28 protein-coding genes are annotated in these 24,991 nt (G+C 68.0%); 15 read left to right on the top strand and 13 right to left on the bottom strand.

Annotated features, from left to right (window positions below):
• Positions 1-98 precede the first annotated feature (98 nt).
• The 6 genes from QZ853_RS07675 to QZ853_RS07700 are packed head-to-tail and all read left to right on the top strand — an operon-like array spanning position 99 to position 5,899.
• Complete coding sequence (locus QZ853_RS07675) at positions 99-716, top strand: CDP-alcohol phosphatidyltransferase family protein (protein ID WP_295571760.1); 618 nt, start codon at positions 99-101, stop codon at positions 714-716.
• A 34-nt stretch (positions 717-750) separates the two neighbouring features.
• Positions 751-2,502 carry a bifunctional alpha/beta hydrolase/class I SAM-dependent methyltransferase gene (locus QZ853_RS07680; protein ID WP_295571761.1) on the top strand — a complete coding sequence of 584 codons (1,752 nt, stop codon included), beginning with the start codon at positions 751-753 and terminating at the stop codon, positions 2,500-2,502.
• 23 nt (positions 2,503-2,525) lie between these two features.
• Positions 2,526-3,830: a phosphatase PAP2/dual specificity phosphatase family protein gene (locus tag QZ853_RS07685; RefSeq protein ID WP_286072066.1), complete on the top strand. Its 1,305-nt coding sequence runs from the start codon at positions 2,526-2,528 to the stop codon at positions 3,828-3,830.
• Entirely contained in the window at positions 3,827-4,264 is a 438-nt protein-coding gene (locus tag QZ853_RS07690) for a hypothetical protein (RefSeq protein WP_295571762.1), read from the top strand. The genes QZ853_RS07685 and QZ853_RS07690 overlap by 4 nt, the downstream gene beginning before the upstream one ends.
• Before the next feature lie 13 nt (positions 4,265-4,277).
• Complete coding sequence (locus QZ853_RS07695; protein ID WP_295571763.1) at positions 4,278-4,907, top strand: lysophospholipid acyltransferase family protein; 630 nt, start codon at positions 4,278-4,280, stop codon at positions 4,905-4,907.
• A complete protein-coding gene (locus QZ853_RS07700) occupies positions 4,904-5,899 on the top strand; it encodes a phosphatidate cytidylyltransferase (protein WP_295571765.1) in 996 nt (331 codons plus the stop codon). Before QZ853_RS07695 ends, QZ853_RS07700 begins: the two co-directional genes overlap by 4 nt.
• A gap of 106 nt (positions 5,900-6,005) precedes the next feature.
• Here the strand turns inward: QZ853_RS07700 and fis are convergent, their stop codons facing one another.
• The 3 genes from fis to prmA form a co-directional block, all read right to left on the bottom strand.
• Positions 6,006-6,281 (bottom strand): DNA-binding transcriptional regulator Fis, encoded by a 276-nt coding sequence (gene fis / locus QZ853_RS07705; protein WP_005419706.1) that lies wholly within the window; start codon positions 6,279-6,281, stop codon positions 6,006-6,008.
• Between the two features lie 115 nt (positions 6,282-6,396).
• Positions 6,397-7,170, bottom strand: a complete 774-nt coding sequence (locus QZ853_RS07710; protein ID WP_295571767.1) for a DUF3426 domain-containing protein — start codon at positions 7,168-7,170, stop codon at positions 6,397-6,399.
• 42 nt (positions 7,171-7,212) lie between these two features.
• On the bottom strand, positions 7,213-8,133 hold the full coding sequence (prmA, locus tag QZ853_RS07715) for a 50S ribosomal protein L11 methyltransferase (RefSeq protein WP_295571957.1): 921 nt from the start codon (positions 8,131-8,133) through the stop codon (positions 7,213-7,215).
• Between the two features lie 164 nt (positions 8,134-8,297).
• Here prmA and QZ853_RS07720 point away from each other — a divergent pair, with 164 nt between their 5' ends.
• Together QZ853_RS07720 and QZ853_RS07725 are read left to right on the top strand one after the other, a co-directional pair.
• Positions 8,298-9,263, top strand: coding sequence for a hypothetical protein (locus QZ853_RS07720; protein ID WP_295571769.1), 966 nt, complete (start codon positions 8,298-8,300; stop codon positions 9,261-9,263).
• Positions 9,260-9,634: a hypothetical protein gene (locus QZ853_RS07725; RefSeq protein ID WP_295571771.1), complete on the top strand. Its 375-nt coding sequence runs from the start codon at positions 9,260-9,262 to the stop codon at positions 9,632-9,634. Before QZ853_RS07720 ends, QZ853_RS07725 begins: the two co-directional genes overlap by 4 nt.
• A 127-nt stretch (positions 9,635-9,761) precedes the next feature.
• Here the strand turns inward: QZ853_RS07725 and accC are convergent, their stop codons facing one another.
• The 5 genes from accC to QZ853_RS07750 all read right to left on the bottom strand — a co-directional run bounded on the left by accC (position 9,762) and on the right by QZ853_RS07750 (position 13,603).
• Positions 9,762-11,129: an acetyl-CoA carboxylase biotin carboxylase subunit gene (accC, locus tag QZ853_RS07730; RefSeq protein ID WP_295571772.1), complete on the bottom strand. Its 1,368-nt coding sequence runs from the start codon at positions 11,127-11,129 to the stop codon at positions 9,762-9,764.
• Between the two features lie 10 nt (positions 11,130-11,139).
• A complete protein-coding gene (gene accB, locus QZ853_RS07735; protein ID WP_295571773.1) occupies positions 11,140-11,619 on the bottom strand; it encodes an acetyl-CoA carboxylase biotin carboxyl carrier protein in 480 nt (159 codons plus the stop codon).
• Between the two features lie 53 nt (positions 11,620-11,672).
• Positions 11,673-12,092 (bottom strand): lysozyme inhibitor LprI family protein, encoded by a 420-nt coding sequence (locus QZ853_RS07740; RefSeq protein ID WP_295571958.1) that lies wholly within the window; start codon positions 12,090-12,092, stop codon positions 11,673-11,675.
• Between the two features lie 2 nt (positions 12,093-12,094).
• Positions 12,095-12,544 carry a type II 3-dehydroquinate dehydratase gene (aroQ, locus tag QZ853_RS07745; RefSeq protein ID WP_295571774.1) on the bottom strand — a complete coding sequence of 150 codons (450 nt, stop codon included), beginning with the start codon at positions 12,542-12,544 and terminating at the stop codon, positions 12,095-12,097.
• Between the two features lie 324 nt (positions 12,545-12,868).
• Positions 12,869-13,603, bottom strand: coding sequence for a DOPA 4,5-dioxygenase family protein (locus tag QZ853_RS07750; protein WP_295571775.1), 735 nt, complete (start codon positions 13,601-13,603; stop codon positions 12,869-12,871).
• 160 nt (positions 13,604-13,763) lie between these two features.
• Between QZ853_RS07750 and QZ853_RS07755 the strand changes: the two genes are divergently transcribed.
• Positions 13,764-14,591, top strand: a complete 828-nt coding sequence (locus tag QZ853_RS07755; RefSeq protein WP_295571777.1) for an isocitrate lyase/phosphoenolpyruvate mutase family protein — start codon at positions 13,764-13,766, stop codon at positions 14,589-14,591.
• 69 nt (positions 14,592-14,660) lie between these two features.
• Here QZ853_RS07755 and QZ853_RS07760 read toward each other — a convergent pair whose 3' ends face one another.
• Positions 14,661-15,194: a hypothetical protein gene (locus tag QZ853_RS07760; protein ID WP_295571778.1), complete on the bottom strand. Its 534-nt coding sequence runs from the start codon at positions 15,192-15,194 to the stop codon at positions 14,661-14,663.
• 124 nt (positions 15,195-15,318) lie between these two features.
• Between QZ853_RS07760 and QZ853_RS07765 the strand changes: the two genes are divergently transcribed.
• Positions 15,319-15,915, top strand: a complete 597-nt coding sequence (locus QZ853_RS07765) for an NAD(P)H-dependent oxidoreductase (RefSeq protein ID WP_295571780.1) — start codon at positions 15,319-15,321, stop codon at positions 15,913-15,915.
• 16 nt (positions 15,916-15,931) lie between these two features.
• On the top strand, positions 15,932-16,525 hold the full coding sequence (locus QZ853_RS07770; RefSeq protein ID WP_295571782.1) for a TetR/AcrR family transcriptional regulator: 594 nt from the start codon (positions 15,932-15,934) through the stop codon (positions 16,523-16,525).
• 6 nt (positions 16,526-16,531) lie between these two features.
• Here the strand turns inward: QZ853_RS07770 and QZ853_RS07775 are convergent, their stop codons facing one another.
• A complete protein-coding gene (locus QZ853_RS07775; RefSeq protein ID WP_295571783.1) occupies positions 16,532-17,326 on the bottom strand; it encodes a D-alanyl-D-alanine carboxypeptidase family protein in 795 nt (264 codons plus the stop codon).
• Positions 17,327-17,448: 122 nt separating this feature from the next.
• Between QZ853_RS07775 and QZ853_RS07780 the strand changes: the two genes are divergently transcribed.
• Both QZ853_RS07780 and QZ853_RS07785 read left to right on the top strand, forming a co-directional pair.
• A complete protein-coding gene (locus tag QZ853_RS07780) occupies positions 17,449-18,984 on the top strand; it encodes an alkaline phosphatase (protein WP_295571784.1) in 1,536 nt (511 codons plus the stop codon).
• 280 nt (positions 18,985-19,264) lie between these two features.
• Positions 19,265-20,164: a LysR substrate-binding domain-containing protein gene (locus tag QZ853_RS07785; protein WP_295571786.1), complete on the top strand. Its 900-nt coding sequence runs from the start codon at positions 19,265-19,267 to the stop codon at positions 20,162-20,164.
• Positions 20,165-20,226: 62 nt separating this feature from the next.
• Here QZ853_RS07785 and QZ853_RS07790 read toward each other — a convergent pair whose 3' ends face one another.
• The 3 genes from QZ853_RS07790 to QZ853_RS07800 all read right to left on the bottom strand — a co-directional run bounded on the left by QZ853_RS07790 (position 20,227) and on the right by QZ853_RS07800 (position 22,974).
• Positions 20,227-20,940 (bottom strand): transporter substrate-binding domain-containing protein, encoded by a 714-nt coding sequence (locus QZ853_RS07790; protein WP_295571788.1) that lies wholly within the window; start codon positions 20,938-20,940, stop codon positions 20,227-20,229.
• 61 nt (positions 20,941-21,001) lie between these two features.
• On the bottom strand, positions 21,002-22,525 hold the full coding sequence (locus QZ853_RS07795; RefSeq protein ID WP_295571790.1) for a carotenoid oxygenase family protein: 1,524 nt from the start codon (positions 22,523-22,525) through the stop codon (positions 21,002-21,004).
• A 26-nt stretch (positions 22,526-22,551) separates the two neighbouring features.
• On the bottom strand, positions 22,552-22,974 hold the full coding sequence (locus QZ853_RS07800) for a DUF2141 domain-containing protein (RefSeq protein WP_295571792.1): 423 nt from the start codon (positions 22,972-22,974) through the stop codon (positions 22,552-22,554).
• Between the two features lie 161 nt (positions 22,975-23,135).
• Here QZ853_RS07800 and QZ853_RS07805 point away from each other — a divergent pair, with 161 nt between their 5' ends.
• A complete protein-coding gene (locus QZ853_RS07805; RefSeq protein WP_295571794.1) occupies positions 23,136-24,236 on the top strand; it encodes a histidine kinase in 1,101 nt (366 codons plus the stop codon).
• Entirely contained in the window at positions 24,233-24,871 is a 639-nt protein-coding gene (locus QZ853_RS07810) for a response regulator transcription factor (protein WP_295571796.1), read from the top strand. Before QZ853_RS07805 ends, QZ853_RS07810 begins: the two co-directional genes overlap by 4 nt.
• Positions 24,872-24,991 lie beyond the last annotated feature (120 nt).

The following is a 24,991-nucleotide window of genomic DNA, read 5'->3' on the forward strand; positions in this document are numbered from 1 at the left end:
AGCCTGCTGGGCCGCAGACCGCAAGCGATGCGATGCGGTGTCGGCGCCCCGATCGGGTAGGCTGTGCCCGGACTGCCAAGGATCAGCAGGTACAGATCGTGTCGATCTATGCATTGAAAGGACGTTTCCAGGACCTCTTGCGTCCGGCCGTGCGCGGGCTCTATCGCCTCGGCATCACCGCCAACACGGTGACCGTGGCTGCCGCCATGGTCTCGCTGCTGGTGGCCGCCGCCGTGTGGTGCTGTGCGCCTGCGCACCCGCTGCTGTACCTGCTGCTGCCGCTGTGGATGCTGCTGCGCATGGCGCTGAACGCCGTGGACGGCATGCTGGCCCGCGAGTTCGGCCAGCAGTCGCGGCTGGGTGCCTATCTGAACGAATTGTGCGATGTGATCGCCGACGCGGCGCTGTACCTGAGCCTGCTCAGCGTGCCGGGCGTGCGCCCGGAGGCGCTGTGGCTGCTGGCCTGGACTGCGGCGCTCAGCGAGTACGCCGGCGTGCTGGGCCTGATGGTCGGTGCCAGCCGCCGCTATGACGGCCCGATGGGCAAGAGCGACCGCGCCTTCGTGATCGGTGTGCTGGGCCTGTTGCTGGCCTTCGGCTGGGGCGGCGCACTGACGGTCAGCGGCGTGGCCGCAGCCATGGCAGCGCTGTGCATGCTGACGATGATCAATCGCGTACGGCGCGGGCTGAAGGAAGCGGCGCTTCCGCCGCAGTAATCAACTACATACCAAGAGACAATCTGGAGATTGCATGCGTCAGGCGCAGGAACGGGAATTCCACAGCTTCGACCAGGTACCGCTGTTCTACCGGTACTGGGCGGGCACCACGACCACCACGCCGGCCAAGGCCGTCGTGCTGCTGCATCGCGGCCACGAACATTCCGGCCGGGTCACGCACCTGGTCGATGAGCTGGACCTGCCCGATACCGCCTTCTTCGCCTGGGATGCGCGCGGCAATGGCCGTTCGCCGGGCGTGCGCGGCGATGCACCGGGTTTCCCTGCGCTGGTGCGTGACCTCGATAGTTTCATCGCGCACATCGGTGCCGAGCATGGCATCGCGGTGCAGGACATCGTGGTGATCGCGCAGAGCGTGGGCGCGGTAGTGGCTGCGACCTGGGTGCACGATTACGCGCCGCGCCTGCGCGCGCTGGTGATGGCCTCGCCGGCGTTCAAGGTGAAGCTGTACGTCCCGTTCGCGCGCCCAGGCCTGGCGCTGATGCAGAAACTGCGTGGCAATTTCTTCGTCAACAGCTACGTCAAGCCACAGTGGCTGACCCACGACCCGGCGCGGGTGGAGAGCTACCGCACCGATCCGCTGATCACCCGGCCGATTTCGGTGCGCGTGCTGCTCGGCCTGTACGAGGCCGCCGACCGCATCGTGGCCGATGCGCAGGCAATCAGCGTGCCGGTGCAGCTGCTGGTGTCCGGTTCGGACTTCGTGGTGCACCGTGGTCCGCAGGACCGTTTCTACGAGCGCCTGTCCAGCCCGATCAAGGAGCGCGTGCACCTGCCGGGCTTCTTCCACGACACCCTGGGCGAGCGCGACCGCGCACCGGCACTGGCGCGCATCCGCAGCTTCATCCAGGCCCGCTTCGCCGAACCCCTCCGCGAACTGTCGCGACGCGATGCGCATCGCCACGGACCGACCTTCGAGGAATCGGAAATTCTGGCCTGGCCACCCGAGCGCAACAGCGTGGCCGACCTGCGCTGGCGCGTGGTGCGCGGTGGTCTGCGCTTCGGTGGCACGTTGTCCGAAGGCATCGCACTGGGCCTGCAGACCGGTTTCGATTCGGGCAGCACGCTGGATTACATCTACCGCGACGAAGCGCGCGGCAAGGGCCCCTTGGGGCGGATGATCGACCGCAACTACCTGGATGCAATCGGCTGGCGCGGAATCCGCGTGCGTGGCCAGCACCTGCAGGAACTGCTGCGCGATGCTGCCCAGCGCCTGCGCGGGCAGGGCACGCCGGTGCGTGTGCTGGACGTGGCCGCCGGGCATGGCCGCTATGTGCTGGAAGCGCTGGGCCAGGGCGAGCAGCGCGCCGACCGCATCGTGCTGCGTGACTTCAGCGATCTGAACGTGTCCCAAGGCCAGGCCTTGATTGAGCGCCTGGGAGCGGCCGACATTGCGCGCTTCGAACAGGGTGATGCATTCGACCCGGCGCAGCTGGCGAAGGTCGATCCGGCGCCGACGCTGGCGGTGGTGTCAGGCCTCTACGAACTGTTCCCCGACAACGATGCCGTGCTGCGCTCGCTGAAGGGTATTGCCGCAACGGTGCCGGTGGGCGGCTACCTGACCTACACCGGCCAGCCCTGGCACCCCCAGCTGGAATTCATCGCGCGCGCGCTGACCAGCCACCGCGGCGGCGCCGCGTGGGTGATGCGCCGCCGTACCCAGCAGGAGATGGATGAGCTGGTGCGCCTGGCTGGGTTCGAGAAGGTGGCGCAGCGTATCGATGACTTCGGCATCTTCACCGTGTCGCTGGCGCGCCGGAGCGCGTGATGGCGACGCTCGCCGCCACCCCGCTGGCCGCGGAAGGGCGCCCCTGGCGGCGCGCCCTGCTGTGGCTGGCCCTGCTGGGCCCGTTCTTCTTCGCCAGCTATGGCTTTGCCAACTGGATGGCCGGTCGCCATGCCGAACTGCCGGTGATGGCGTTCGCCTGGGAGACCCGCATTCCGTTCGTGCCGTGGACGATCGTGCCCTACTGGTCGATCGACCTGTTCTACGCGGTCTCCTTCTTCCTGTGCCGGCAACGGTTGGAGCTGGACCGGCATGCGCTGCGGCTGTTCAGTGCACAGCTGATCGCCGTGAGCTGCTTCCTGCTGTGGCCGCTGCGCTTCAGCTTCGAGCGGCCGGAGATCGGCGGCGTGTTCGGTTGGCTGTTCGATGTGCTGCTAGGCTTCGACAAGCCGTTCAACCAGGCGCCATCGCTGCACATCGTGCTGCTGATCGTGCTGTGGGTGAAGTTCGCGCAGTACCTGCACGGCGTGTGGCGCTGGGTGCTGCATGTGTGGGCGCTGCTGATCGGCGTCTCGGTGCTGACGACGTTCCAGCACCATTTCATCGACATCCCGACCGGGCTGCTGGCCGGGTGGCTGTGCGTGTGGCTGTGGCCGGAGCAGGGCACGCCACCGTTGCGGGCCTGGCGCACCGTGCGTGATGCCAAACGGTGGCGATTGGCAGCGCTGTACCTACTGGGGGCCGCCGTATTGCTGGTGCCGGTGGTGCTTCTGCGTGGCGCAGCGCTGTGGCTGCTGTGGCCGGTGGTGTCGCTGCTGCTGGTGGCGCTTGCCTATGCCGGGCTGGGTACGGCGGTGTTCCAGAAGCGCGCCGATGGTCGCTTGACGATGGCGGCACGCTGGCTGCTGGCTCCATATCTGGCGGCAGCGTGGATCAACTCACGGCTATGGACCCGGCGCGCGGCGCAGCCAGTGCCGGTGCTGGATGGCGTGTGGCTGGGCCGGATTCCCTGCACGGCGTTGCCGACACCTTTGGGGGGCGTGGTCGATGCCTGCGCCGAGCTGTCCTGCTGCGCGCCGGGTGCGGCGTACGCCGGTGTGCCGATGCTGGACCTGGTGGTGCCGGAACCGGAGCAGCTGCGCGAGGCTGCCGAGGCCATCGCGCGCCTGCGGGCGCAGGGGCCGTTGCTGGTGTGCTGTGCACTGGGCTATTCGCGCAGTTCGGCCAGCGTGGCGACCTGGTTGCTGCGCAGCGGTCGTGCGGCGGATGCCGATGCGGCGGTGGCGATCGTGCGTGCCGCGCGTCCGGGCATCGTGCTGGGCAAGGCGCACCTGCGCGCGATCACCGTCGCCGCCGGAGACCCTGCATGAGCACGACGCCTGACATCGCGGCCATGCAGCTGCTGCTGCGGCAGGGGCGTTGGCCGGCAAGCCTGTCGCTGGGGCTGGTGCTGGTGGCGTTGCTGCTGCTCGGCATCGAGCCGGGGCTGGCGATGCTTGCCGCCGGCCTGTTGCTGCTCAGCGTGGTGGCAGGAGTCGCCCAGGCCTATCACGCGTGGCGGGTGGCACTCGATGCCAGCCTGCTGCAGCTGCTGCGCGATGAAGGCTTGAAGGACGAGGCCGCGGCGCAACGCATCGACCGGCTGCTGCATGACTGCGGCCTGCGCCGCACGCCGGGCGCGGAACCGCCGCGGGGCTGGGAGCTGCGCTGGTCCGGCATGCGTCGTCTGCTGCTGCGCCAGTACCTGCTGACGGCGGTGCAGCTGGTGCTGGTGTTGCTGGCTGTGCTGTGGCCGCAGACGTGAACGGGAGAGATGGATGTTCGCCGAACTGATTGCCCGCGCCTGCAGTGGCGCGATCCATGTGGTGACCGGCGCGCGCGCGCTGTGGCTCGGCTGCGCGCCGTCCAGCGAGCACCGCGTCTACTACGGCAACCACGCCAGCCATGGTGACTTCGTGCTGATCTGGTCCTCGATGCCACCGGCCCTGCGCCGCCAGGTGCGCCCGGTGGCGGCGGCCGAGTACTGGCAGCGCGATGGCCTGCGCCGCTACCTGATCGACGCGGTATTCAACGGCGTGCTGGTCGAGCGCGAATCCGGGCATCGCCAGCAGGATCCGTTGCAGGTGCTGCGCGAAGCGGTCGATGAAGGCTGTTCACTGATCCTGTTCCCGGAAGGCACGCGCAATGTCGGCGACGAGCCGCTGCTGCCGTTCAAGAGCGGCATCTACCATCTGGCGCGGCAGCGGCCGGAACTGGAATTCGTGCCGGTGTGGATCGACAACCTGAAGCGGGTGATGCCCAAAGGCCGGTTCCTGCCGCTGCCACTGCTGTGCACGGCCACCTTCGGCACGCCGTTGCGCCTGCAGGCCGATGAGGACAAGGCCGCATTCCTGGCGCGCAGCCGGCAGGCGCTGCTGGAGCTGGCGCCGAACGGAGGGCGCGCATGAGTTTCCTGATCGATGTTTCTGGCGACCTGGCATCCCAGAGCGTGGGCCAGCAGACCGGCCTGTTGTTCGCCGGCATCGGTGCGGTGCTGGTGCTGGCCACGCTGGTGGCCGAGACCCTGCGCTGGCGCCAGCGCGGGCAGCCCAGCGCGGTCATCGCCAACCTGGTGTCACGCATCCGCGCGTGGTGGGTGATGGCGATCGTGGTCGGGCTGGCGCTGTTCTTCGGCCGCGCCGGCGTGATCGTGCTGTTCGCGATCATCTCGCTGTTCGCGCTGCGCGAGTTCATCACCCTGGCGCCGACGCGCTCGGGTGATTACTACGCACTGCTGGCGGCGTTCTACATTGTGCTGCCGTGGCAGTACTACCTGGTCTGGATCGACTGGTATGGCATGTACACGCTGCTGATTCCGGTCTACGCGTTCCTGTTCCTGCCGATCCTTTCGACCATCGGCGGTGATACCACGCACTACCTGGAGCGGACGGCCAAGGTGCAGTGGGGGCTGATGATCTGCGTGTTCTGCATTTCGCATGTGCCGCTGCTGCTGAACCTGCACGTGCCCGGCCATGATCCGGCGCGCAACGTGCTGCTGTTCGCCTTCCTGGTCATCGTGGTGCAGTCCTCGGACGTGCTGCAGTACATCTGGGGCAAGCTGCTGGGCAAGCACCTGATCGCACCGAAGCTGTCGCCGTCGAAGACGGTGGAAGGGTTCGTCGGCGGTGTGCTCAGTGCGAGCGCGCTGGGCGCGGCATTGTGGTGGATCACCCCGTTCACGCCGCTGCAGGCGTTCGGCCTGTCGCTGCTGATCAACCTGATGGGATTCTGGGGCGGCCTGGTGATGTCGGCGATCAAGCGCGACCGTGGCATCAAGGACTGGGGCCACATGATCGAGGGCCACGGCGGCATGCTCGACCGGCTGGATTCGGTGTGCTTCGCCGCACCGGTGTTCTTCCATGTGGTGCGGTATTACTGGAAGGCGGGCGGGGGGAGCTGATTGCACCGCGCTTTCAGCCACGCATGGCGCGGATCTACCGGAGTGGCATTGATCCGCGTCTGTAGAGCCGAGCCACGCTCGATCTCAACAACGCCGGTATCGGCGCTCAGGCACTGATGCCGTATTCCTTCAGCTTCTTGCGCAGGGTGGCACGGTGGATGCCCAGCATCGCTGCGGCGCGGCTCTGGTTGCCTTCGCAGTGGTTGAGCACTTCCACGAACAGCGGAATTTCCATCTCGCGCAGCACGATCTCGTAGACATCGTCCGCGTCGCAGCCATCGAGGTCACGCAGGTAGCGGCGCACGGACTGGGCGACGTGTTCACGCAGCGGTGGCCGGGGAGCGCCACGACTGTTGTCAGGACGAGAGAGGACAGCGTTCAAGGGGGTTCCCGATTCGGTTGGCCCGTGCGCGCGGAGCGCGCGGCCGGACGAGGTGGTGGCGGTCAGTCTAGCGCGAGCGTGCCCGACCTGCCACGGCTGGATGCCTCTGTCCCGGTCAGAGGAAGTCGAAAGTGAATGCGACGGTCGACGCGGCAGGCTCCTGCACACGGAACGCAATGCGTGCGCTCTGGCCTGGTTCCAGCATGGCCGCAGCGGGGTTCTCGCCCAAGTACTGCGCGGGGGTGAACACGCCGCTTCCAATCACCCGCCCATCGGCATCGGACAGCGACAGGCGCAGGTCCGGCCAGGCCTGCGCCCAGCGCGCATCATTGCGGATGCTGGCCTGGACCTGCAGCACGCCGGGCTGACCGGGCAACGGACGGATCTCGCGGCTGGTCATGGTGAATGCCGCCGGTTCATGCCATGCCGGCAGGCTGCAGTGCAGCACGCTGCACAGCGGGCCCAGCCATGCACGGTTGGCGGCATCGGCGGCGAGCCGGGCGCGATCGGCGAGCACGCTCTGCACGACCAGCAGCAGCGCCAGCGCGGCCACCAGCAGCCAGTACCAGCGTGGCGTCGGCAGCGCACGGGACCGGGGGGCGCCGAGGAAGCTGGGCACATCGCTGGCAACGGCGGTTGCCATCAACGCGACCGGTGCCGGCTCGGCGACCGCTGCCACCGCGACGAGCTCGGTGTCATCGTCATGTCGTGGGTCGATCGCCGATGGTGCTGCCGTTGCTCCGATCGGCTCGACCGGCACCTGCTCATCGACGGGTGCCGGCACGCCCGCATCCGGGGTGTGCGCATTGGTCGCAGGCGTGGACACTCTCTCCGGCGTGGTGCGCAGGAAGGTGGCCAGGGGGCGGCGGGGCGGGTTCGGCTCGGACATGCTCAGGACGCGGGCTCGGATCCAGCGCTCATTCAACCATGATCAGGCGCGGCGCACGCCGGTGATGCGCATCCAGTCGCCGTCCTGGGTGGCCTGCAGGTCGTCGAACCATGCCGCGTAGCGTTGCAGCAGTTCGCCTTCCTGGCCATGCAGAATGCCGGACAGGGCGATGCGGCCACCGCTGGCCACACGCGCGGCCAGCAGTTCGGCCAGTGCATCCAGTGCCGAGGCGAGGATGTTGGCGACCACGATCGGATAGGTCGCGACTGGTTCGTCCTGCGGCAGGTAGACGTGCATGCGCGGCTGCTCGCCGTTGCGCTCGGCATTGTCGGCGGTGGCGACCAGGGCCTGCGGATCGTTGTCCACGCCGATGGCCTCAGCGGCGCCCAGCTTCAGCGCGGCAAGCGCAAGGATGCCGGAGCCGCAGCCGAAGTCGAGCACGCGCTGGCCCTGCAGCAGGCCGTCCACGGCCAGCTGGTCCAGCCAGCGCAGGCAGAGCGCGGTGGTCGGGTGGGTGCCCGAGCCGAACGCCAGGCCCGGGTCCAGCCGCACCACGGCGGCGTCGGCCGCCTGTGCGGCCTCCGGCAGTTCATGGTTCCACGGCACGATCCAGGTACGGCTGCCGAAATCCATCGGCTGGAACTGGTCCAGCCAGGCGCGTTCCCAGTCTTCGTCCTCGACCGCGCGGAAGCTGCCGCTGCTCCAGTCCAGCTCCGGGTCGAAGGACTCCAGTGCGGCCAACAGCAGCAGTGCATTGCTGTCGGCCGGGAACAGCGCGCTCAGCACCAGGGTGTCCCACAGCGGGGTCTCGCCCACGCCCGGCTCGAGGATGGCCTGTTCGTTGCTGGTATCGGCCTCGGCATCAAGCAGCGTGACGGCCAGTGCGCCGACGTCCTCCAGCGCATTCTCATAGCGGGGCTGGGTGGCTTCGGTGCAACGCAGGGTCAGTTCCAGGAACGGCATGGCGGTGGGGGCAATCGCGGGAAAGGGGGCCATGCTAGACCATTGGGGCGTCTCCGTATCGCATGAGATGACCCTTGGAGATGAACCAAGCCGGTTCAGCCAGGTCTGCCGGGCCTTGCTAAAATGTCTGCTTTACTGTGAGCCGTTACGCCCGACCGCTGCCGATGGCCTTCGTTCCGACCCTCAAAACCTGGTTGTTCGTGCTGCCGGCGGTGGCCGTGCTGGGCGTGGCCGGGTATCGGGCCAGCGGACATATTCCGGCGCTGCCAGTGCCGTCGGCGGAGCTGCCGGCGACGGTAGCGTCCAGCGACAGCAGTGCGCCGCTGCCGGTGGTGCCGGAGGCGCTTGCACGCCGGCTGGCCACGTTTGAACGCGGCAATGCGCTGCCCTCGGGCCTGCCGTTGGATCTGCGCGCCGACATCGAGGATGCGACCGATCTGTATGCCTACGCGCAGCGCCTGCGCGTGCAGGCCGACGAGGGCAACCACGAGGCGCGCTGGATGCTCAGCCGCGTCTACGACTATTGCGCCCAGTACGCCATCGATCCAGGCGGCTACCGGCTGGACAACAACGTGCTGGCCGGGCTGGGCCTGACCGCCGCGCCGGCGATGGTGCAGGCACGTGAGCGCGTGGCGCAGCGCTGCGGTGGGTTCGTGCCCGGTGACAAGCTGGGCGCCGCGTTGGTGCTGGCCGAGCGCCGCAAGGCGGCCGCGCAGGGCAACCTGGCGGCGGAGGCTTCGTTGTTCGCCGAAGGTGAGCCGTTGCACGACAGCCCCGAGTACCGCCGTGATCTGGTCGAGCGGGTGCGGACCTCACGCGATCCGGAGGCCTTCATGGCCATTGCCCCGGGCATGGGCCTGCGCGCGGCGGGGGATCGCGCGTTCGATGGCCTGGTGGCGGGCGAGCAGCTGAGCGAGCTTGCATGGCGGCTTGCCGCCTGCGAACTCGGTCTACCGTGTGGTGCGGACAGTGTGCTGGTCAACGGTTTTTGTGCGAACGGAGGGATCTGTTCGCCGGATGGGACGCAGGATTTCCGGGATTTTGTGTATGACGCTGCGGTATCGCGGCAAGGTGCGGGGAAAATGAAGCAGTGGATCAAGCGATTGGTTGGAAAGAGGGACGGGCAATGAACTACCGTCGATTCCTGCATGGGGCCAAGTTCTGGTTCTGGGTGGCGCTGTTCGTTGCCTATTCGGCGGGCGCGGTCGGGTTGTTGATGATCGACACCTACGAAGATCGCTACCGGCATCTGTCGAAAGTGGAACTGACCACGGTGAAGGCGCAGGAAGAAGTGCGCCGCGTGGGTGCCAGCCAGGTCGCGGCGGTCTATCGCGCGCAAAGTGGCATGCCGTTCACTTCGCTGCCGGCCGGCAGCACCTTCCAGGTGGTGTGGCCCGATGGTTCCACCGAAACCATGGTGATCGTCGATCCGAGCTCGCCCAACGGCGTTCGCCCGCTGGCGAATTCGCAGATCCCGGCGCAGGCGGCCGACGCGCGCTGATCCTGCATCTGCAGAGCCGAGCCACGCTCGGCTGCTTTTCCAGCAGGCCGAGTGCGGGCGCGGCTCTACAAAAACAAAAAAGGGCGGGGAAATCCCCGCCCTTTTCATGTCCCGCACTGGCTGCCGATCAGGTCAGAGCAATCGGCTTGTTCTTGCGCTCGGCAAGACGCTTTTCCAGGTAATGGATGTTCTGGCCGCCGGCCTGGAAGCCCTTGTCACGCATGATCCGCTGCTGCAGCGCGATGTTGGTCTTGATGCCATCGACCACCATTTCGCTCAGCGCCACCCGCATGCGGGCAATGGCGGTGTCGCGGTCCGGGCCGTGCACGATCAGCTTGCCGATCATCGAGTCGTAGTTCGACGGCACGCGGTAGCCACTGTAGATGTGGGTGTCCACGCGCACGCCGGGGCCGCCCGGCGGATGGAATCCGGTGATGGTGCCCGGGCTCGGCACGAAGGTTTCAGCGTCTTCGGCATTGATGCGGCACTCGATCGCGTGGCCGGTCAGCACCACGTCGCTCTGCTTGATCGACAGCTTCTGGCCGGCGGCGATCTTCAGCTGCTCGGCCACCAGGTCAATGCCGGTGACCATTTCGGTGACCGGATGCTCCACCTGGATGCGGGTATTCATTTCGATGAAGTAGAAGCGGCCGTCCTCGTACAGGAACTCGAAGGTGCCGGCACCACGGTAGCCGATGCGGATGCAGGCTTCAGTGCACACCTTGCCGATCTGCTCGCGCTGCTCGGCAGTGATGCCCGGCGCCGGTGCTTCTTCCACCACCTTCTGGTGGCGGCGCTGCATCGAGCAGTCGCGCTCGCCAAGGTGGATGGCGTTGCCCTGGCCGTCGGCCAGCACCTGGATTTCCACGTGGCGCGGATTCTCCAGGAACTTCTCCATGTAGACCTCGCCATTGCCGAACGCGGCCTTGGCCTCGCTCTTGGTGGTTTCGATCGAGGTCTTCAGCGAGGCTTCGGCGTGCACCACGCGCATGCCGCGGCCGCCACCGCCACCGGCCGCCTTGATGATGACCGGGTAGCCGATCTCACGGGCGATCTTGGTGTTGGCGACGATGTCTTCGCCCAGCGGGCCGCCCGAACCGGGCACGCACGGCACCCCGGCCGACTTCATCGCGCGGATGGCTTCGACCTTGTCGCCCATCATGCGGATGGTGTCGGCCTTGGGGCCGATGAAGATGAAGCCGGACTCTTCCACGCGCTCGGCGAAGTCGGCGTTCTCCGACAGGAAGCCGTAGCCCGGGTGGATCGCCTGCGCGTCGGTGACTTCAGCGGCGGCGATCAGCGCAGGAATGTTGAGGTAGCTCTGCGGCGACGGCGCCGGGCCGATGCAGACCGACTCGTCGGCCATGGCCACGTGCTTGAGGTTGCGGTCGACCGTGGAATGTACGGCCACCGTGCGGATGCCGAGGGTATGGCACGCGCGCAGGATGCGCAGCGCGATTTCCCCTCGGTTGGCGATGACGACTTTGTCGAGCATGGCGTGCCCCTCAGCCGATCACGAACAGCGGCTGGTCGAATTCCACCGGCTGGCCGTTCTCGCCGAGGATGGCGACGATGGTGCCGGACTTGTCGGCCTCGATCGGGTTGAACATCTTCATTGCTTCGATGATGGCCAGGGTCTCGCCTTCCTTGACCTGCTGGCCAACGCTGACGAAAGCCGGCTTGTCCGGAGCGGACGAGGCATAGAAGGTGCCCACCATCGGCGAGCGCAGAACGTGGCCTTCCGGCAGTGCCGGGCCCGGCTTGGCGGTGCCGCCGGTGGAGGCTTCGGTCGGCGACTGCATCGGCATTGCCTGCGGCGCCGGGGCGGCCGGAGCGGCGTACACCGGGGCGGAGACGGGGGCGGCATAGCCGGCTACCGGGGCGCGCGACAGGCGCACCGACTCTTCGCCTTCCTTGATTTCGATTTCAGCCAGGTTCGACTCTTCCAGCAGGTCGATCAGTTTCTTGATTTTGCGGAGATCCATGGTGGCCTCTTTGCTCTAGATGTCAGTGTGGTGGAAAGCGCGTCGCGCTCGGGTCAAAGCAGTTCGTAGAACTCGCGCAGCTGCCGCGTACGGTCGCGCGCGAGGGTGATCAGGCAGCGCATCTGTGCGCCGTTGCGGGCGGTGCCGTCGGAATTGAGGGCATAGACCGCGTTGCAGTCATGGTCGCGCAGCTGCATCCAGGCGCGCTGGGCAAGCACCAGCTGCTGCTCGGCATCGCCGCAGTAGCTGCATGCGCCGCCTTTGGCGGGCGTGCGCAGCTGGCGACGAGCCTGTGCGTACACCATATTGAGTTCTGCGTCGGCGGCTGCGGCCACGTCCGAGGCGCACAGGTCGCTCTCCATCGTGGTGGCAGGATGGGCGCAGTCGATGCCTTCGTCCTTGCGGTCGAACGCTGCGGCGGCACCGCACAGGCCGGCCCACAGCAGGGTGCTGGCAAGCACGCGCGGCAGCATCTTCACGCGGTGGCCGCCTGTACCCGCAGCAGCGCCGCATCCATCGCGTAGCGGTAGCTGTCGGCACCGAAGCCGCACACCACGCCCACTGCCTTGTCACTGAAGTAGCTGTGCTGGCGGAATGGTTCGCGGGTATGCGGGTTGGAGAGGTGAATCTCGATGAACGGCAGCGCCACCGCCGCCAGCGCGTCGCGCAGGGCGACCGAGGTGTGAGTGAAGGCGGCGGGGTTGATCAAGATGAAAGCGGTTTCGTCGTTGCGCGCGGCCTGCACGCGGTCCACCAGCACATGCTCAGCGTTGGACTGCAGGCTCTCCACGACGTGCCCGGCGGCGCCCGCCTGCGCAGTCAGGGCCTGGTCGATGTCGGCCAGCGTGGTGTGGCCGTAGACCTCCGGCTCGCGGGTGCCGAGCAGGTTGAGGTTGGGGCCGTGCAGGACCAGCAGCTTCGCCATGGGATCCGGAAGACGGGAAAGGGCGGCAGTCTGGCGGAAGCGGCGGATGCTGTCCAGTTCGGCGAAGTTTACCGCGTTTCAAGCAATTGTTTGAAATCTCCCGGAGGGCTTGTGGCCGTATGCGGGGCGCCGGATCAAGGCGCGCTGAATGCCGTGCAGTCGCGGGATGAGTGCACGTACGCCGACGATCGCCGCAGGGCCATCGCTCCGCACCTCCGCGCAATGCCTGCATGCCAGTGGATCCACGCCACGCGGGGATGCCGGGTGTCCAGTGCCCAGCAAGCTACGCACCCACCGGGGTGCAGCCCCCCGCCACACACCCGCTCAGGTCTCCAACGGCACCGTCGGCACCACGTTCGGGAACACCTCCTCAAGCGCTTCGCGCTCGCCCGGCTTCGGCGCCGGCCAGTTGTAGGCGTTCACCGGCTGCGCGCGGTTCACCCACAGCGCGTAGTACAGATGGTCGGCGCGGCCATCCCCGGTGTTGGGGTGGATCAGGATGGTCAGGCCCAGGCTGTTGAGCTGCAGCCACGGCACCAGCACCGGCAGCAGGTCGTTGTTGAAACCGAAGTAGAACGAGGGCGTGACATGCGGGCCGCGCGGCTCCATGTTCCAGTTGCCCAGCTCCACGGGGAAGCGTTCGGCCGCCCAGCGCCGCAACAGCGCGGCTTTTTCGAAGCTGTCCTCATCAAAGTAGATGTGTGCGTGATAGCTCTTGATATCGGTGTAGGCGCGTGGCGCGGTGGGCAGCGTGGCCTCGCCGGGGCGCACGCTGGTGGGGCGCGGCGTGGGTTCGCCGGCGGTGGCCTGTCCCCACGGGCTGCGCCCTTTCGGCGCTGGCGGAACGATGGCGCGGAAGCCCGGGCGACCCGGCTCGGTGGTGTTCACGGCGGCGTCGCTGGATGCGGCAGCCGTGGACGCGCAGGCCAGGCCGCCTGCGGCCAATCCGGCCGAGGCGAGCAGGCCCCGCCGTGCGGGCGAGAACAGGTCGGCCCAGTGGGCGCCATCGTCACCGGCGTCGAGCAAGGCGTCGCTGGCGGTGGGCAGGTCCGGGTGCATGGAGGGCTCCGTGGCGGCAGGGGCAGACAACCACGCTCGGGCAGCGCTGCCGGTGGCGTCCAATAAGCAGGCGGCATCACTTCATGCAGGGGGCCACCGCCGCTATTGAGGACGGCCGCGCGGGGGGCTAGGGTGCCGCTGTACCGCTCTGGAACCCGCCATGACCACGTCAGCCGCCGATACCCTGCGCAAGCGCGTGCGCTTCCGCCAGCTGCACGCGCAGGGCTGCTTCGTGCTGCCCAATCCGTGGGACGTGGGCAGTGCCCGCTATCTGCAGGCGCAGGGCTTCACGGCGCTGGCCACCACCAGTGCCGGGTGTGCCTGGAGCGAGGGACGGCCGGACGGCGCGGTTTCGCTGGCGGCCACTCTGGAGCACCTGCGGCTGATGGCCGCTGCAACCCCGCTGCCATTGAATGCCGATTTCGGTGATGGCTTCGGTGCCACCCCGCAGCAGGTCGCCGAGGCGGTGGCTGCCGCCATCGATACCGGCGTCGCCGGGCTCTCGATCGAGGACGCCAGCGGCGTGGCCGATGCACCGCTGCGTCCGATCGGCCAGGCTGTCGAGCGGCTGCGTGCGGCGCGCGCGGCGATCGATCAGGCCGGTGCCGATGTGCTGCTGGTCGGGCGTGCCGAGAACTTCTTCGTCGGCGTGCCTGATCTGCAGGACACGCTGCAGCGCCTGCGCGCCTATGCCGAGGCCGGCGCCGATGTGCTGTACGCGCCGGGCATCACGACTCCGGAGCAGATCCGCGCGGTGGTCGCCGCAGCCGGTGCGAAGCCGGTCAACCTGCTGGTGGGTGGACCGACGCCGCTGGGCTTGCCGGACATCGCCGCATTGGGTGTACGCCGTGTCAGCCTCGGCGGTGCGCTGGCACGCGCCGCGTGGGGTGGGTTGATGCAGGCGACGCGGACAATCGTGCAGGACGGTCGTTTCGACGGCCTGCAGCACGCTGCCCCGGGCGCGGCGTTGAACGCGTTGTTCCGCTAGCGGACAGCCAGTGGATCCACGCCGTGCGTGGATGGATGCGCCGGAACGTGGCGCTGCCCTGCAAGTGCGCTACAGCGTCTCCACGCCGCCCTTGGGCAGGATCACGCCCGGTTCCAGTGCCGGCAACAGCTGCCGGAGCATTGCCGGATTGTCGATCAGGCCGGCGCCATCAAGGTAGCGCCACTGGGAAGTGCCGACCTGGCGCACGGCAACCATGAACAAGGTGCTGCGGATAGCGGTTTCGCGCACACGCAGCAGTGACTGTCGCGGTACGAAGCAGACTTCCTCGTTACCCGCCGCATAGGTGCGGCCAGGTACGCCCGCTACGTCGCTGATGATGACGACGCCCGCTTCGCGCAACGCCTTGATGGTGTCGCGGGTGGTACTGGCATATACCTCATCACCACCTGCGAGCTGCTTCAGGCTGGGATGGGTCCGCTCGATGATCAGTTCGGCATCGCCCTTGGCGAACGCCGTCAGCATGGCCTGTACATCTCGGCGCAGCGCGGCCGAATCGCCGGGACTCAGTTCGCCGGCGGCGGCGGGAAACACGGCCAAGGCCAGCAGCAGGGCCAGCAACGGGGAACACAGGCTACGGCGCATCATCCGCCCTCCTTGAGGAATCGACGCACTATACGGGGTACGAAAACAGTGTCCCATCGGTGACTCTGGTCTCCTGCGCGTTGTTACTTACTCTTGGTAAGTAGTGATTCCTGGAGATTCCCGCATGCACAGCCTCATTGTCACCACTCATCCTGAACCTGCTTCGCTCACCCACGCCATCGCCCGCCGCATCGGCGAGGCGATCGCTGCGTCCGATGCCGGCAACAGCGTGGCCCACGCCGATCTGGTGGCCGAGGGCTTCGACCCGCGCTTCACCGCGCAGGACCAAGCTCTGTTCCGTGGCGCCGGCGCTGTTCCGGCCGACGTGGCGGCCGAGCATGCACGGCTGGATGCCGCCGATACGCTCGTGCTGGTCTATCCGCTGTACTGGTGGTCGTTCCCCGCGCTGCTGAAGGGATGGATCGACCGCGTGTTCACCCAGGGCTGGGCCTACCAGGACGGCGCCGATGGCAAAGTGCAGAAGAAGCTGCAGCGCCTGCGCGTGCATCTGGTTGGCGTCGGTGGCGCCGGCGCGGAAATGATCGAGCGCCGCGGTTACGGTGCGGCGATGAAAACACAGATCGACATGGGCATCTTCGACTACTGCGGCGCGCGCGTGCTGTCCTCCGAACTGCTGCTGGAGGCCGACAGCGGCGCGGCCGAAGCGCACCTGCAGACCGCGCTGCAGATCGGTCGTAAAATTGGTGATCCGATGAGCTGATCGCCGTGTTCCGCCGATGCCTGCCAACGCCGCTCCCACGCGCCGCCGACTGACCCGAGAGCAACGTGCCCGCCAGTTGCTGGAGGTGGCATGGACGCTGGTCGGCGAGGAAGGCACCGATGCGCTGACGCTGGGGCGGCTGGCCGAAGCGGCCGGCGTGACCAAGCCGGTGGCCTACGATCACTTCGTCACCCGCAACGGACTGCTGGCCGCACTCTACGACGACTACGACGGCCGCCAGACCGTGGTCTTCCACGAGCGCATCGGACGCGCACGGCCGCAACTGGCCGATCGCGCGGCGGCGATCGCATCCGGCTACATCGACTGCGTGCTCAGCCAGGGCGGCGAAGTGCAGGGCATCCTTGCCGCGCTGGTCGGCGCGCCGGAACTGCAGGAAGTGCGGCGGCGCTACCAGCAGGATTTCATCGACAACTGCGAGGTCTGGCTGGGGCCGTTCGCCGCTGGCGGCAGCGTGCCGCTGGCGGGGCGCTGGGCGATCCTGGGCGCAGCCGAATCGCTGTCCGAGGGCGTGGGCGCAGGCGCGCTCGACAAGAACGATGCCGAGGCCGAGCTGCAACGCCTGATCGTGGCGGCCGTCAAGCGGCGTTGATCGGCCTCACCCGTCGATGGTGGCGCCCGCGAGTGCGGTGAAGCCTGCGGCCAGCTGCTCGCGCACCCGCGCGTCGCGCGCTTGGCGGCTGTCCGAACCGAGCACAACGGTGATCAATCGCGCCGGCTGCACTTGGCCGGGCAGCTGCCGGAGCGCGGTGGCGGCCAAGCAGAAACCTGCGGCCTGGGTGTAGCCCGTCTTCAATCCATCCACACCGTCTTCGCCAAGCAGCGCGTTCTGGTTGTTGCGGCTGAAGCTGCCGTGCGCGAACGCGCGTTGCGCGGTGATTGCCAGCACCTGTGGATAGTCGGCCAGCAGCCGCGCGGAGAGCATCGCCATGTCGCGCGCGCTGGACGCTTGCCGTGGCGTGGTGATGCCGGAAACGCTGGCAAACCAGGTATCGCGCAGCCCGAGCTGACCTGCATGCCGGTTCATGCGCTGCAGGAACGCATGCTGTGATCCCTGCAGATGCCGCGCGATGGCCAGCGCGGCGTCGTTCCCGGAAACCACCATCATGCCCTCCAGCAGTCGCGCCAGGGTGACCGTTTCGCCGGGCACCAAGCCCATGCGGGTTTCATCGTGGGCCACCGCGTGCACGTCTTCAGCGGCGATGCGCACCGCTTCGCTCCAGCTGCGTCCCTGTTCGGCCACGCATGCGTAGGTGGCGTAGGCGGTCATCAGCTTGGTCAGTGATGCCGGTTGCCGCGCGAGCCCGGCGTTGTGCTGGTGGATCACGGTGCAGGTCGCCGCATCGAGCGTGATGGAGGACAGCGGTGCACGCGCAACAGGAGATGACGGCATGGGTCCGGCGATGCTGGAGGAGGGCCCGCAGGGTAGCGCGCAGCGGCTGCACGAAGCTGTAATATCGAGACGTTATAACGTAACCACTCTTCCCGCCGTCGCTGGCCCCACAGGACGCTCCGATGACTGCCGCTCTGCCCAGGCGCTGGCTTCTCGCGCCGCTGCTGCTCGCACTTGTCGCCTGCCAACCGCATCCGCGTGCCGATACCGCGCCTGCGGCCGGGCCGCGACCGTACAACGTGATCGTGATGATCAACGACGGAGCCGGTTGGGGGACTTGGGATGCCGCTGCCTACTGGCAGTACGGCAGCCGCGAAGGTGCACCGTATGCGGATTTTCCGCAGCGCTTGGCGGTGACCACCTTCCCGCTGAATTCCAGCAGCCAGCCGACCGGCGACACCGCGCAGAGCCTCGGCTACGACGCCGGCAAGGCATGGGATGCCGCGCCGCTACCGGCGCAGGACCTGCCGTTCGTCGGCTACCAGTACCTGGCCACAGTGGCGACCGACAGCGCCGCGGCAGGCACGGCGTTGTCCTCGGGCATCAAGACCTACAACAACGCCATCAATTTCAACAACGATGGCCAACCCGTGGAGTTCAACACGCTGCGCGCCAAGCGCCTGGGCATGGCCACCGGCGTGGTCACCTCGGTGCCGTTCGCGCATGCCACGCCCGCAGCGTTCGCGGCGCAGAACGTATCGCGCAACAACTACCACGCCATCGCCCACCAGATGCTGGCGCAGGGCCATATGGACCTGGTGATGGGCACCGGTGGCCCGGGTTACAGCGTCGATGGCCGCGCCTGTGATGAAGGTACGGGCGCGCCGCTGGAAGGCTGCGCGAACCCGTGGGAATGGGTGTCGCAGCAGGATTGGCAGCAGCTGGAAGCGGGCAGCACGATCGGCGCAAACCCGGCCGGTCCGTGGCGCCTGATCCGCAGCAAGGATGAGTTCGCCGCACTCGCGCAGGGCCGGCTGCCGGCCGACCGTCCGTTGATCGGCGTGCCGCGCGTTGCCAATACGCTGCAGCAGGCGCGCCAGTTGCAGATACTGGGCAAGGACGCGGGCACGCCTTCCGGCGTGCGGAAGATCGACAGCGTGCCCGACCTGGCGACCATGGCCCGTGGCGCACTGCAGTTCCTGCAGCAGCGTTCACCCCGCGGCCTGTTCCTGATGGTGGAAGGCGGCGCCACCGACTGGGCCGCGCACACCAGCGCCTGTGGCACCGAATGGCACTACGGCCAATGCAGCGACCAGCCGCAGTACGGCCGCCTGATCGAGGAAACCGTGGAATTCAATGACGCGGTTGCGGCGGTGATCGGCTGGGTCGAGCGCAACGGCGGCTGGGAACGCAACCTGCTGATCGTCACCACCGACCACGACAACAGCATGCCGATGGGCCTGGACGCGCAGAACGTGGCCTTCCAGGCGGTGCGCAACAACGGCCGCGGCCGCATGCCGGGGATGAGCTTCCGCCCCACCGGCAACCATTCCAACGCACTGGTGCCGCTGTGGGCCAAGGGGGCGGGCGCGGAGCTGCTCGGCCAGCGCGTGCGCGGCGTCGATCCGGGTTACCGGCAGCACGTGGGCTGGAATGACGGCAGCTACATCGACAACACCGATGTGGCAGTGGCGGTGCAACAGGCCCTGCAACGCTAGCGCAGTGCCGACCGCTGGCCAGGAGCTGCCGCATGCCCGGTCGGTGAGGTTGGAGGCCAGCGGCCGGCACTACCCGCAGCGCCGCTTGGCGGCGGAGTCGGGGAAGGGCTGGCCAGCTGCCGCGCCAGTTCGGCGCTCGCCACGTGGCCGTGCAGGAACAACAGGCTGCTGAAGATGTTCATGAGCGTGCCTCCACTTGAGTCGATTGCACGATACGGGCAGCATGTCGGCGCAAAAATAGACATTTCCGCAAGTTCGTCTTGAGAGGAATTCAAGCCTGATGACACGCCCGCCGCTGCATGCCCTGCAGGGATTCGTCGCCGCCGCACGGCTGGGCAACCTGTCGCGCGCTGCGGCGTCGATGAATCTCACCGTCAGTGCGCTGAGCCATCAGATGCGCCAGCTGGAAGCGCGTCTCGGCCAGCCGTTGCTGATCCGCCAGCCACGCGGCGTCTCGCTCACCCTGGAGGGCCAGCGCCTGATCGACCGGATCGGCCCGCACCTGGATGCGATCAACGAAGCGTTCCAGCCCTATGCGGCGCGTGCCGAGCATGTGCTGACCGTCAGCGCGGTGCCATCGATGGCTTCGGCCTGGCTGGTGCCGCGGTTGGGGGATTTCGTCGCCGCGCATCCGCAGATCGAGATCAATCTGCAGTCCAGCGAGCGCCTGATCGACTTCGAGCGCGAGCGGCAGTTCGACGCCGCGCTGCGCTTGGGCCGTGGCGATTGGCCCGGGCTGGTGGTGGAGTCGCTGTTCGACGAATGGTTGGTGCCGATGGCCAGCCCGGCGCTGATTGAGCGCATGGGCGGCAGCGATCGCGTACCGCTGACCCAGTGGCCGCTGCTGGGTGATCCCGATGGCGCATGGGGCGCCTGGTTCGCATTGAGCGCGCAGAGGCCGCCGGCACGCTTCGTGGCGGTGCTGGACGGCTCAGAGGCGCACCATCGTGCGGCGTTGGACGGTGTCGGTGTTGCCCTTGGCCGGGTGACGCGCGCGCGCCTGCTGTTGGATTCCGGCCAGCTGGTCGCACTCTCCAGCCAGCGGCTGAAGACCGACTGGCCGCACTGGCTGGTGTATCCGCAGCGTTCGGCCAGCCATCGCGGTTTCCTCGCCTTCCGCGAGTGGCTGCATGCGCAGGCCGCCGAGCATGTGCAACACATGGCAGACGCGCACCGGTAGCGTCGAGCTTGCTCGACTGCCTTTGCGCACAGGCAGTCGAGCACGGCTCGGCCCTACAATCATCACACCAGCGTTACCGCCTGCCCGGCACGCGCGAATGCTTCGCCCAGCAACGGGCCAGCCTTGATCGCTTCCACCTCCTCGAACAGCGCCCGCAGCGCGTCGGCGGGTCGCGAGGCTGGTGCCGCCACCGCCTGCTGGATCGCGGTGAAGCGATCGGGCAGCACGCGATGGCCGGGATGCGCCTTCGCCCAGGCCGCCAGCGGCTGGCGCACGCCGGCGGCGGCATCCAGTTGCTGTTGGTCGAACAGGTCGATCGCTGCCGCCGACGTGTCCGCGCGTTCGATCGTGGCGTGGCGAAGCTCCCGGCTCAGGGACAGATCGTAGGCCGCACCCCGGCCAACGGCGATGCGCATGCCGTCGCGGTCGAGGTCGGCCACCTGCTGCGCCGGGCTGTCCTCGCGCACCAGATAAGTGCCTTCGATTTCCACATAGGGCGCGCTGAAGGCGATGCGGTCGGCGCGCGCCGGATCGATCGCCAGGAAGGCCAGATCCCAGGCATCTTCGGCGGCCGCGGCAACCACCGAAGCCGCCGCAGCGTGGCAGGTGAAGCGTGCCTGCACGCCCATCCGTTGCGCCAATGCGGTGGCCAGCTCCAGTGACGGCCCGCGCGGCGAGCGTGCATCTCCCTGTGCCAGCACGGGATTACCGAGGTTGATCGCCACGCGCAGGAACCCCTGCGGTGCCAGCGCGCTTCGATGGTCGGCCAGGGGCATGCACGTCTCCGCAGGAAGGGAAGCCGCAGCATGCCAGCGCCGGTGTCCGCACGGCGTGGACTCAACCGTGTGCGGCGAACGTACCGTGGAAGCCCAGCGGCACCGCGTAGGGCAGCCATGCCTGTGCCAGCGGACCGTCGTCCAGGTGTCGCGCATCGAGTACGGCCAGGCCGCTGCGCTTGTTCACCGGATCGAGCAGGGTGCCGATCAGCCAACCGTCGTCGGTGTTGCGGCTGCCCGGGCGCGGAACGAAGACGTGCTCCTCGGCCATGATGTCTGGCCCGTAGTGCCACAGCTGGCGACGCCCGCGTTCGATATCGAAGGCCGCCACCGCATTGAAGTACGGCGCGTTGGCTGGGCCATCGATGGTGGGTGCGTACAGTCGCGCCCCCCGTTTGCCCGGGGAGCGCGGGTCGAACAGCGGGAACTCCACCGCGCTGATGCCCAGCGATTCCCAGCGCGCACGGCCACGGCGCAGGTCCAGGTGCAGCTCGACCAGGCTGGCACCACTGTTGGCCGCATGCGCGCCGTCGCCGGCCATCGCCTCCTTCATCGGCGAGCGCGCTTCGCTGATGTCGTCATGACGCACCGCGCGCAGCACGATGCCGCCATCGCGGGTGAAGGCATCGCCGAAGTGGTAGATCGCGGCGAACGGTGCCTCGAACCACTGCGCCTTGTCCGGCGCATCCTTGGCGACCACCGCGATGCGTGTCGGGCGCTGCGGCGCGAACTGCATGCGCTCGAAGAAGCTGCCGCCGGTGCCGGTAAAGTCGAACGGCATCAGCACGAACACCAGGTGCTGCTCGGTCATCGCGAAGGCATGCAGGTAGCCATGTTCAGGCGTTTCAATCACATTGGCACTGCGCAGCTGGCCGTCCTTGCCGATGTGCCAGACCAGCAGGCCGTGGCCTCCCATCAGGCTGATGGAACCGAAGTTCCACACGCTGCCATCCCGGTCCGGCAGCGGATGCGCGGAGAACGGCAACGCCGCCAGGTCCGGGCGCCAGGTGACCGGGCCAAGGGTCTGCAGCGAATCGGGGTCCACTTCGAAGGCCGAGCCGGATTCGCACAGCGCAAACAGGCGGCCGTTGATCATCATGACCGAGGTGTTGGCCACGTTGGCGTCATCATTGTTGCGTACCGCCAGGGCACCGGGAACGCTGGTGCCGGCCGCCGGGTACTGGAAGCGACCGGCCTTCTGTTCACGGCTGAACTTCGGCGTGGCCACCATGCGCCCGTGGTGGGTCAGGCTGCCATCGCCGTTGAAGCGCCAGCCATGCACCATGCCATCGCCATCGAACCAGTGGTCGTAGCGGAAGCCATCGCGCTCGGTCCAGGCCGGGCCATTGCGGTAAAGCGTTCCGGCGAGGCCAGCCGGCAGCAGGCCCTGCAGCTGCACGGTGGCCGGGCCAAGGTTCTCGCCGGTGACGCTGCGCCAGCCGAGCAGCCACGGGTGCTCCTGCAGGCCCTGTGCGAAACGGGCCGGGTCACCGGCGAAGGCGGGCGCGCTGCGCAGTGCGGTGGCACCCAGTGCCAGGCAGGCGCTGCTGCTGAGCAGGGTACGGAGGAAACGGCGACGGTCCATGATGGCCTCGGGTCTGGATGCAGGAATCAACGGAGGGTGATGTCGATGGCAGCGCCGGCAGCCGGCACGGTGATGCGCGCTTCGTCGAAGGTCGGCTTGCGCATCACCTGCGGGTTGTTGCTGAAGCCATAGCCTTCCACGGGCATGCCGACCAGGTTGGTGTCGAGCTTGCCGTTGTCGTTCTCGTCGTGGGTGAGCAGCACCGCGTAGCTGCCGGCCGGCAGGCTCTTGAACACAAAGTGCGCGCTGTCGCCGCTGGGCTTGGCCTGCTGCGCCTGCATCGGTGCGGCCTTGCCGTCCCACGCGGTGGCGTTGTCGACCAGGGCGACGCGCAGCGTGCCGCTCTGCATGCGGACATCGTGCACAGTCACCGCCAGATCGGCGGCGTGGGCGCCGCCGGCCAGGGCCAGGGCAGTCAGGGCGGTGCTGAGCAGGGCGGTGCGGATCATGGCGGTGGCTCCGGAAGTGGGTGGTGTGTTGCGGTGTGGGGCCAGTCTGCGCGGGGCGCGGCGCCGGATTCAGGGCCAGTGGTCATCGATTCGACGTGCCAGAAGTCACTTTCTGCGCAGGACCCATTGCCGGCGGCCGGCGCGGCCGTCAGCATCTGGCCATGCCCAGCCTGCGCCGCCACTTGATGCGTCCCCTCAGCCTCGCCGGCCTGGTCACCGTACTGGCGGTGGGCCTCTCGTTTGCCGTGCAGGGCCGCAACGGCGCCCTCAGCCTGGTGCTGCTCGGCGCGTTCCTGCTGCTGTTCGTGCTGCACGGGTGGGCGGCGATACCGACCCGGGTACGTGCGGTCGCCGCGATCCTGCAGGCGCTGCTGGCGCTTGCCCTGGTCGCCTTGCAGCCGCGCACCGGAACCGCACCGGTGCTGTTGGTGGTGCTGGTCGCACAGCTGGGCGAACACTGGCCATCGCGTTTCGTGCTGGTTGTCGCCCTGCTCGCCAATATCGGCATGTACGCCGTGCTGCGCCACAGTGGCTTCAGCCAACCGCTGCTGGTGGTGTTGCTGTATGGCGGCTTCCAGGCGTTCGCCGCGCTGACCGCACACTACGCACGCAGTACCGCGCTGGCCCGCGATGACCTGGCCCGCGTCAATGCCGATCTCCTGGCCACCCGTGCACTGCTGGCTGACAGTGCACGTGATGCCGAGCGCCTGCGCCTGGCCCGAGAACTGCACGATGTGGCCGGTCACAAGCTCACCGCGATGCGCTTGAATCTGCGCGCGCTGGCAGCCGATCCGGCACTGGCCGGGCGCGAAGGCGTGGTGCTGGCCGAGCAGCTGTCGGGCGAGTTGCTGGCCGACATCCGCCAGGTGGTGCAATCGATGCGCGATGATCGCGGCCTCGATCTGGCTACTGCGCTGCACGCGCTGGCCGCGCCGTTCCCGCGCCCGAAGCTGCAGCTGCAGATCGGCGAGAGCGTGCGCGTGGCTGACCCGCTGATGGCAGAGACTGTGCTGCGCCTGGTACAGGAAGCGCTGACCAATGCCGCCCGGCATGGCAACGCAGACACCGTATGGCTGACGATCAACGAAGAGGATTCCCGGTTGCGTATCGACATCCGTGATGACGGCCAGCGCGCCGAGCGTATCCGCGAGGGCAACGGCATCGCTGGCATGCGTGAGCGCCTGGCCGCAGTGCGCGGCCAGCTGGAACTGGCCCGCACCGCACAGGGTGGCATGCACCTGACCGCGTGGGTGCCGGCATGAGCGGCGGCGCGATCCGTGTTGCCCTTGCCGACGACCAGGCGCTGGTCCGTGCCGGCCTGCGCGCGCTGCTGCAAGGGCTGGGCGTTGACGTGGTGCTGGAGGCCGAAGACGGCCAGGCGCTGCTGGATGCGCTGGCCACCCAGCCGGTGGACGTGGTGCTCAGTGACATCCGCATGCCCGGCATGGACGGCATCGAAGCGCTGCGCCAGCTGCGTGCACGCGGTGACGCCACCCCGCTGCTGCTGCTGACCACCTTCGATGAAAGTGATCTGCTGCTGCGTGCCACCGGGGCAGGAGCGCAGGGATTCCTGCTCAAGGACGCAGCACCGGCCGACCTGCGCGAGGCGATCGAGCGCGTCGCCACCGGTGAGACCCTGCTGCTGCCGGTCAGCACCGAGCCGGTGCGCGCTCGCTACCGCTTCCACGACGAAGCGCCACCGACCGACACCTTCGGCGAGCGCGAAGTGGCGATCCTGCGGCTGCTGGCCGGTGGGTACAGCAACAAGGAAATCGCACGCAGCCTGTTCCTGGCCGAGGGCACGGTGAAGAACTATGTCTCGGCCATCCTCGACAAGCTCGGCACCCGCGACCGCACCCGCGCCGTGCTGAAGGCGATCACCCTGCGCATCATCTGAGTTGCTGGCACCAGGCCCGGCCGACGCCGGCGACTGGCGCGTAGTCGAAATCCGCGACAGCGAAGGCAACCGCATCGCCCTGCAGGCACGCAACGCTCCGTGGGGTCGAGCGTACTCGGC

This window comes from uncultured Stenotrophomonas sp., from assembly GCF_913778665.1.
Taxonomy (GTDB): Bacteria; Pseudomonadota; Gammaproteobacteria; order Xanthomonadales; family Xanthomonadaceae; genus Stenotrophomonas.

Excerpts from the sequence above, each read along its gene's own strand:
- QZ853_RS07770 (WP_295571782.1), top strand. The coding sequence starts at position 15,932 with ATGCCTGCCAACGCCGCTCCCACGCGCCGCCGACTGACCCGAGAGCAA.
- accC (WP_295571772.1), bottom strand. The coding sequence starts at position 11,129 with ATGCTCGACAAAGTCGTCATCGCCAACCGAGGGGAAATCGCGCTGCGC.
- accB (WP_295571773.1), bottom strand. The coding sequence starts at position 11,619 with ATGGATCTCCGCAAAATCAAGAAACTGATCGACCTGCTGGAAGAGTCG.
- QZ853_RS07785 (WP_295571786.1), top strand. The coding sequence starts at position 19,265 with ATGACACGCCCGCCGCTGCATGCCCTGCAGGGATTCGTCGCCGCCGCA.
- QZ853_RS07750 (WP_295571775.1), bottom strand. The coding sequence starts at position 13,603 with ATGCACCCGGACCTGCCCACCGCCAGCGACGCCTTGCTCGACGCCGGT.
- QZ853_RS07725 (WP_295571771.1), top strand. The coding sequence starts at position 9,260 with ATGAACTACCGTCGATTCCTGCATGGGGCCAAGTTCTGGTTCTGGGTG.
- QZ853_RS07710 (WP_295571767.1), bottom strand. The coding sequence starts at position 7,170 with ATGTCCGAGCCGAACCCGCCCCGCCGCCCCCTGGCCACCTTCCTGCGC.
- QZ853_RS07810 (WP_295571796.1), top strand. The coding sequence starts at position 24,233 with ATGAGCGGCGGCGCGATCCGTGTTGCCCTTGCCGACGACCAGGCGCTG.
- QZ853_RS07760 (WP_295571778.1), bottom strand. The coding sequence starts at position 15,194 with ATGCGCCGTAGCCTGTGTTCCCCGTTGCTGGCCCTGCTGCTGGCCTTG.
- QZ853_RS07800 (WP_295571792.1), bottom strand. The coding sequence starts at position 22,974 with ATGATCCGCACCGCCCTGCTCAGCACCGCCCTGACTGCCCTGGCCCTG.
- QZ853_RS07755 (WP_295571777.1), top strand. The coding sequence starts at position 13,764 with ATGACCACGTCAGCCGCCGATACCCTGCGCAAGCGCGTGCGCTTCCGC.
- QZ853_RS07695 (WP_295571763.1), top strand. The coding sequence starts at position 4,278 with ATGTTCGCCGAACTGATTGCCCGCGCCTGCAGTGGCGCGATCCATGTG.
- QZ853_RS07720 (WP_295571769.1), top strand. The coding sequence starts at position 8,298 with ATGGCCTTCGTTCCGACCCTCAAAACCTGGTTGTTCGTGCTGCCGGCG.
- QZ853_RS07775 (WP_295571783.1), bottom strand. The coding sequence starts at position 17,326 with ATGCCGTCATCTCCTGTTGCGCGTGCACCGCTGTCCTCCATCACGCTC.
- QZ853_RS07680 (WP_295571761.1), top strand. The coding sequence starts at position 751 with ATGCGTCAGGCGCAGGAACGGGAATTCCACAGCTTCGACCAGGTACCG.
- QZ853_RS07690 (WP_295571762.1), top strand. The coding sequence starts at position 3,827 with ATGAGCACGACGCCTGACATCGCGGCCATGCAGCTGCTGCTGCGGCAG.
- QZ853_RS07780 (WP_295571784.1), top strand. The coding sequence starts at position 17,449 with ATGACTGCCGCTCTGCCCAGGCGCTGGCTTCTCGCGCCGCTGCTGCTC.
- QZ853_RS07790 (WP_295571788.1), bottom strand. The coding sequence starts at position 20,940 with ATGCCCCTGGCCGACCATCGAAGCGCGCTGGCACCGCAGGGGTTCCTG.
- aroQ (WP_295571774.1), bottom strand. The coding sequence starts at position 12,544 with ATGGCGAAGCTGCTGGTCCTGCACGGCCCCAACCTCAACCTGCTCGGC.
- QZ853_RS07795 (WP_295571790.1), bottom strand. The coding sequence starts at position 22,525 with ATGGACCGTCGCCGTTTCCTCCGTACCCTGCTCAGCAGCAGCGCCTGC.
- QZ853_RS07765 (WP_295571780.1), top strand. The coding sequence starts at position 15,319 with ATGCACAGCCTCATTGTCACCACTCATCCTGAACCTGCTTCGCTCACC.
- prmA (WP_295571957.1), bottom strand. The coding sequence starts at position 8,133 with ATGCCGTTCCTGGAACTGACCCTGCGTTGCACCGAAGCCACCCAGCCC.
- QZ853_RS07700 (WP_295571765.1), top strand. The coding sequence starts at position 4,904 with ATGAGTTTCCTGATCGATGTTTCTGGCGACCTGGCATCCCAGAGCGTG.
- QZ853_RS07805 (WP_295571794.1), top strand. The coding sequence starts at position 23,136 with ATGCCCAGCCTGCGCCGCCACTTGATGCGTCCCCTCAGCCTCGCCGGC.
- QZ853_RS07740 (WP_295571958.1), bottom strand. The coding sequence starts at position 12,092 with ATGCTGCCGCGCGTGCTTGCCAGCACCCTGCTGTGGGCCGGCCTGTGC.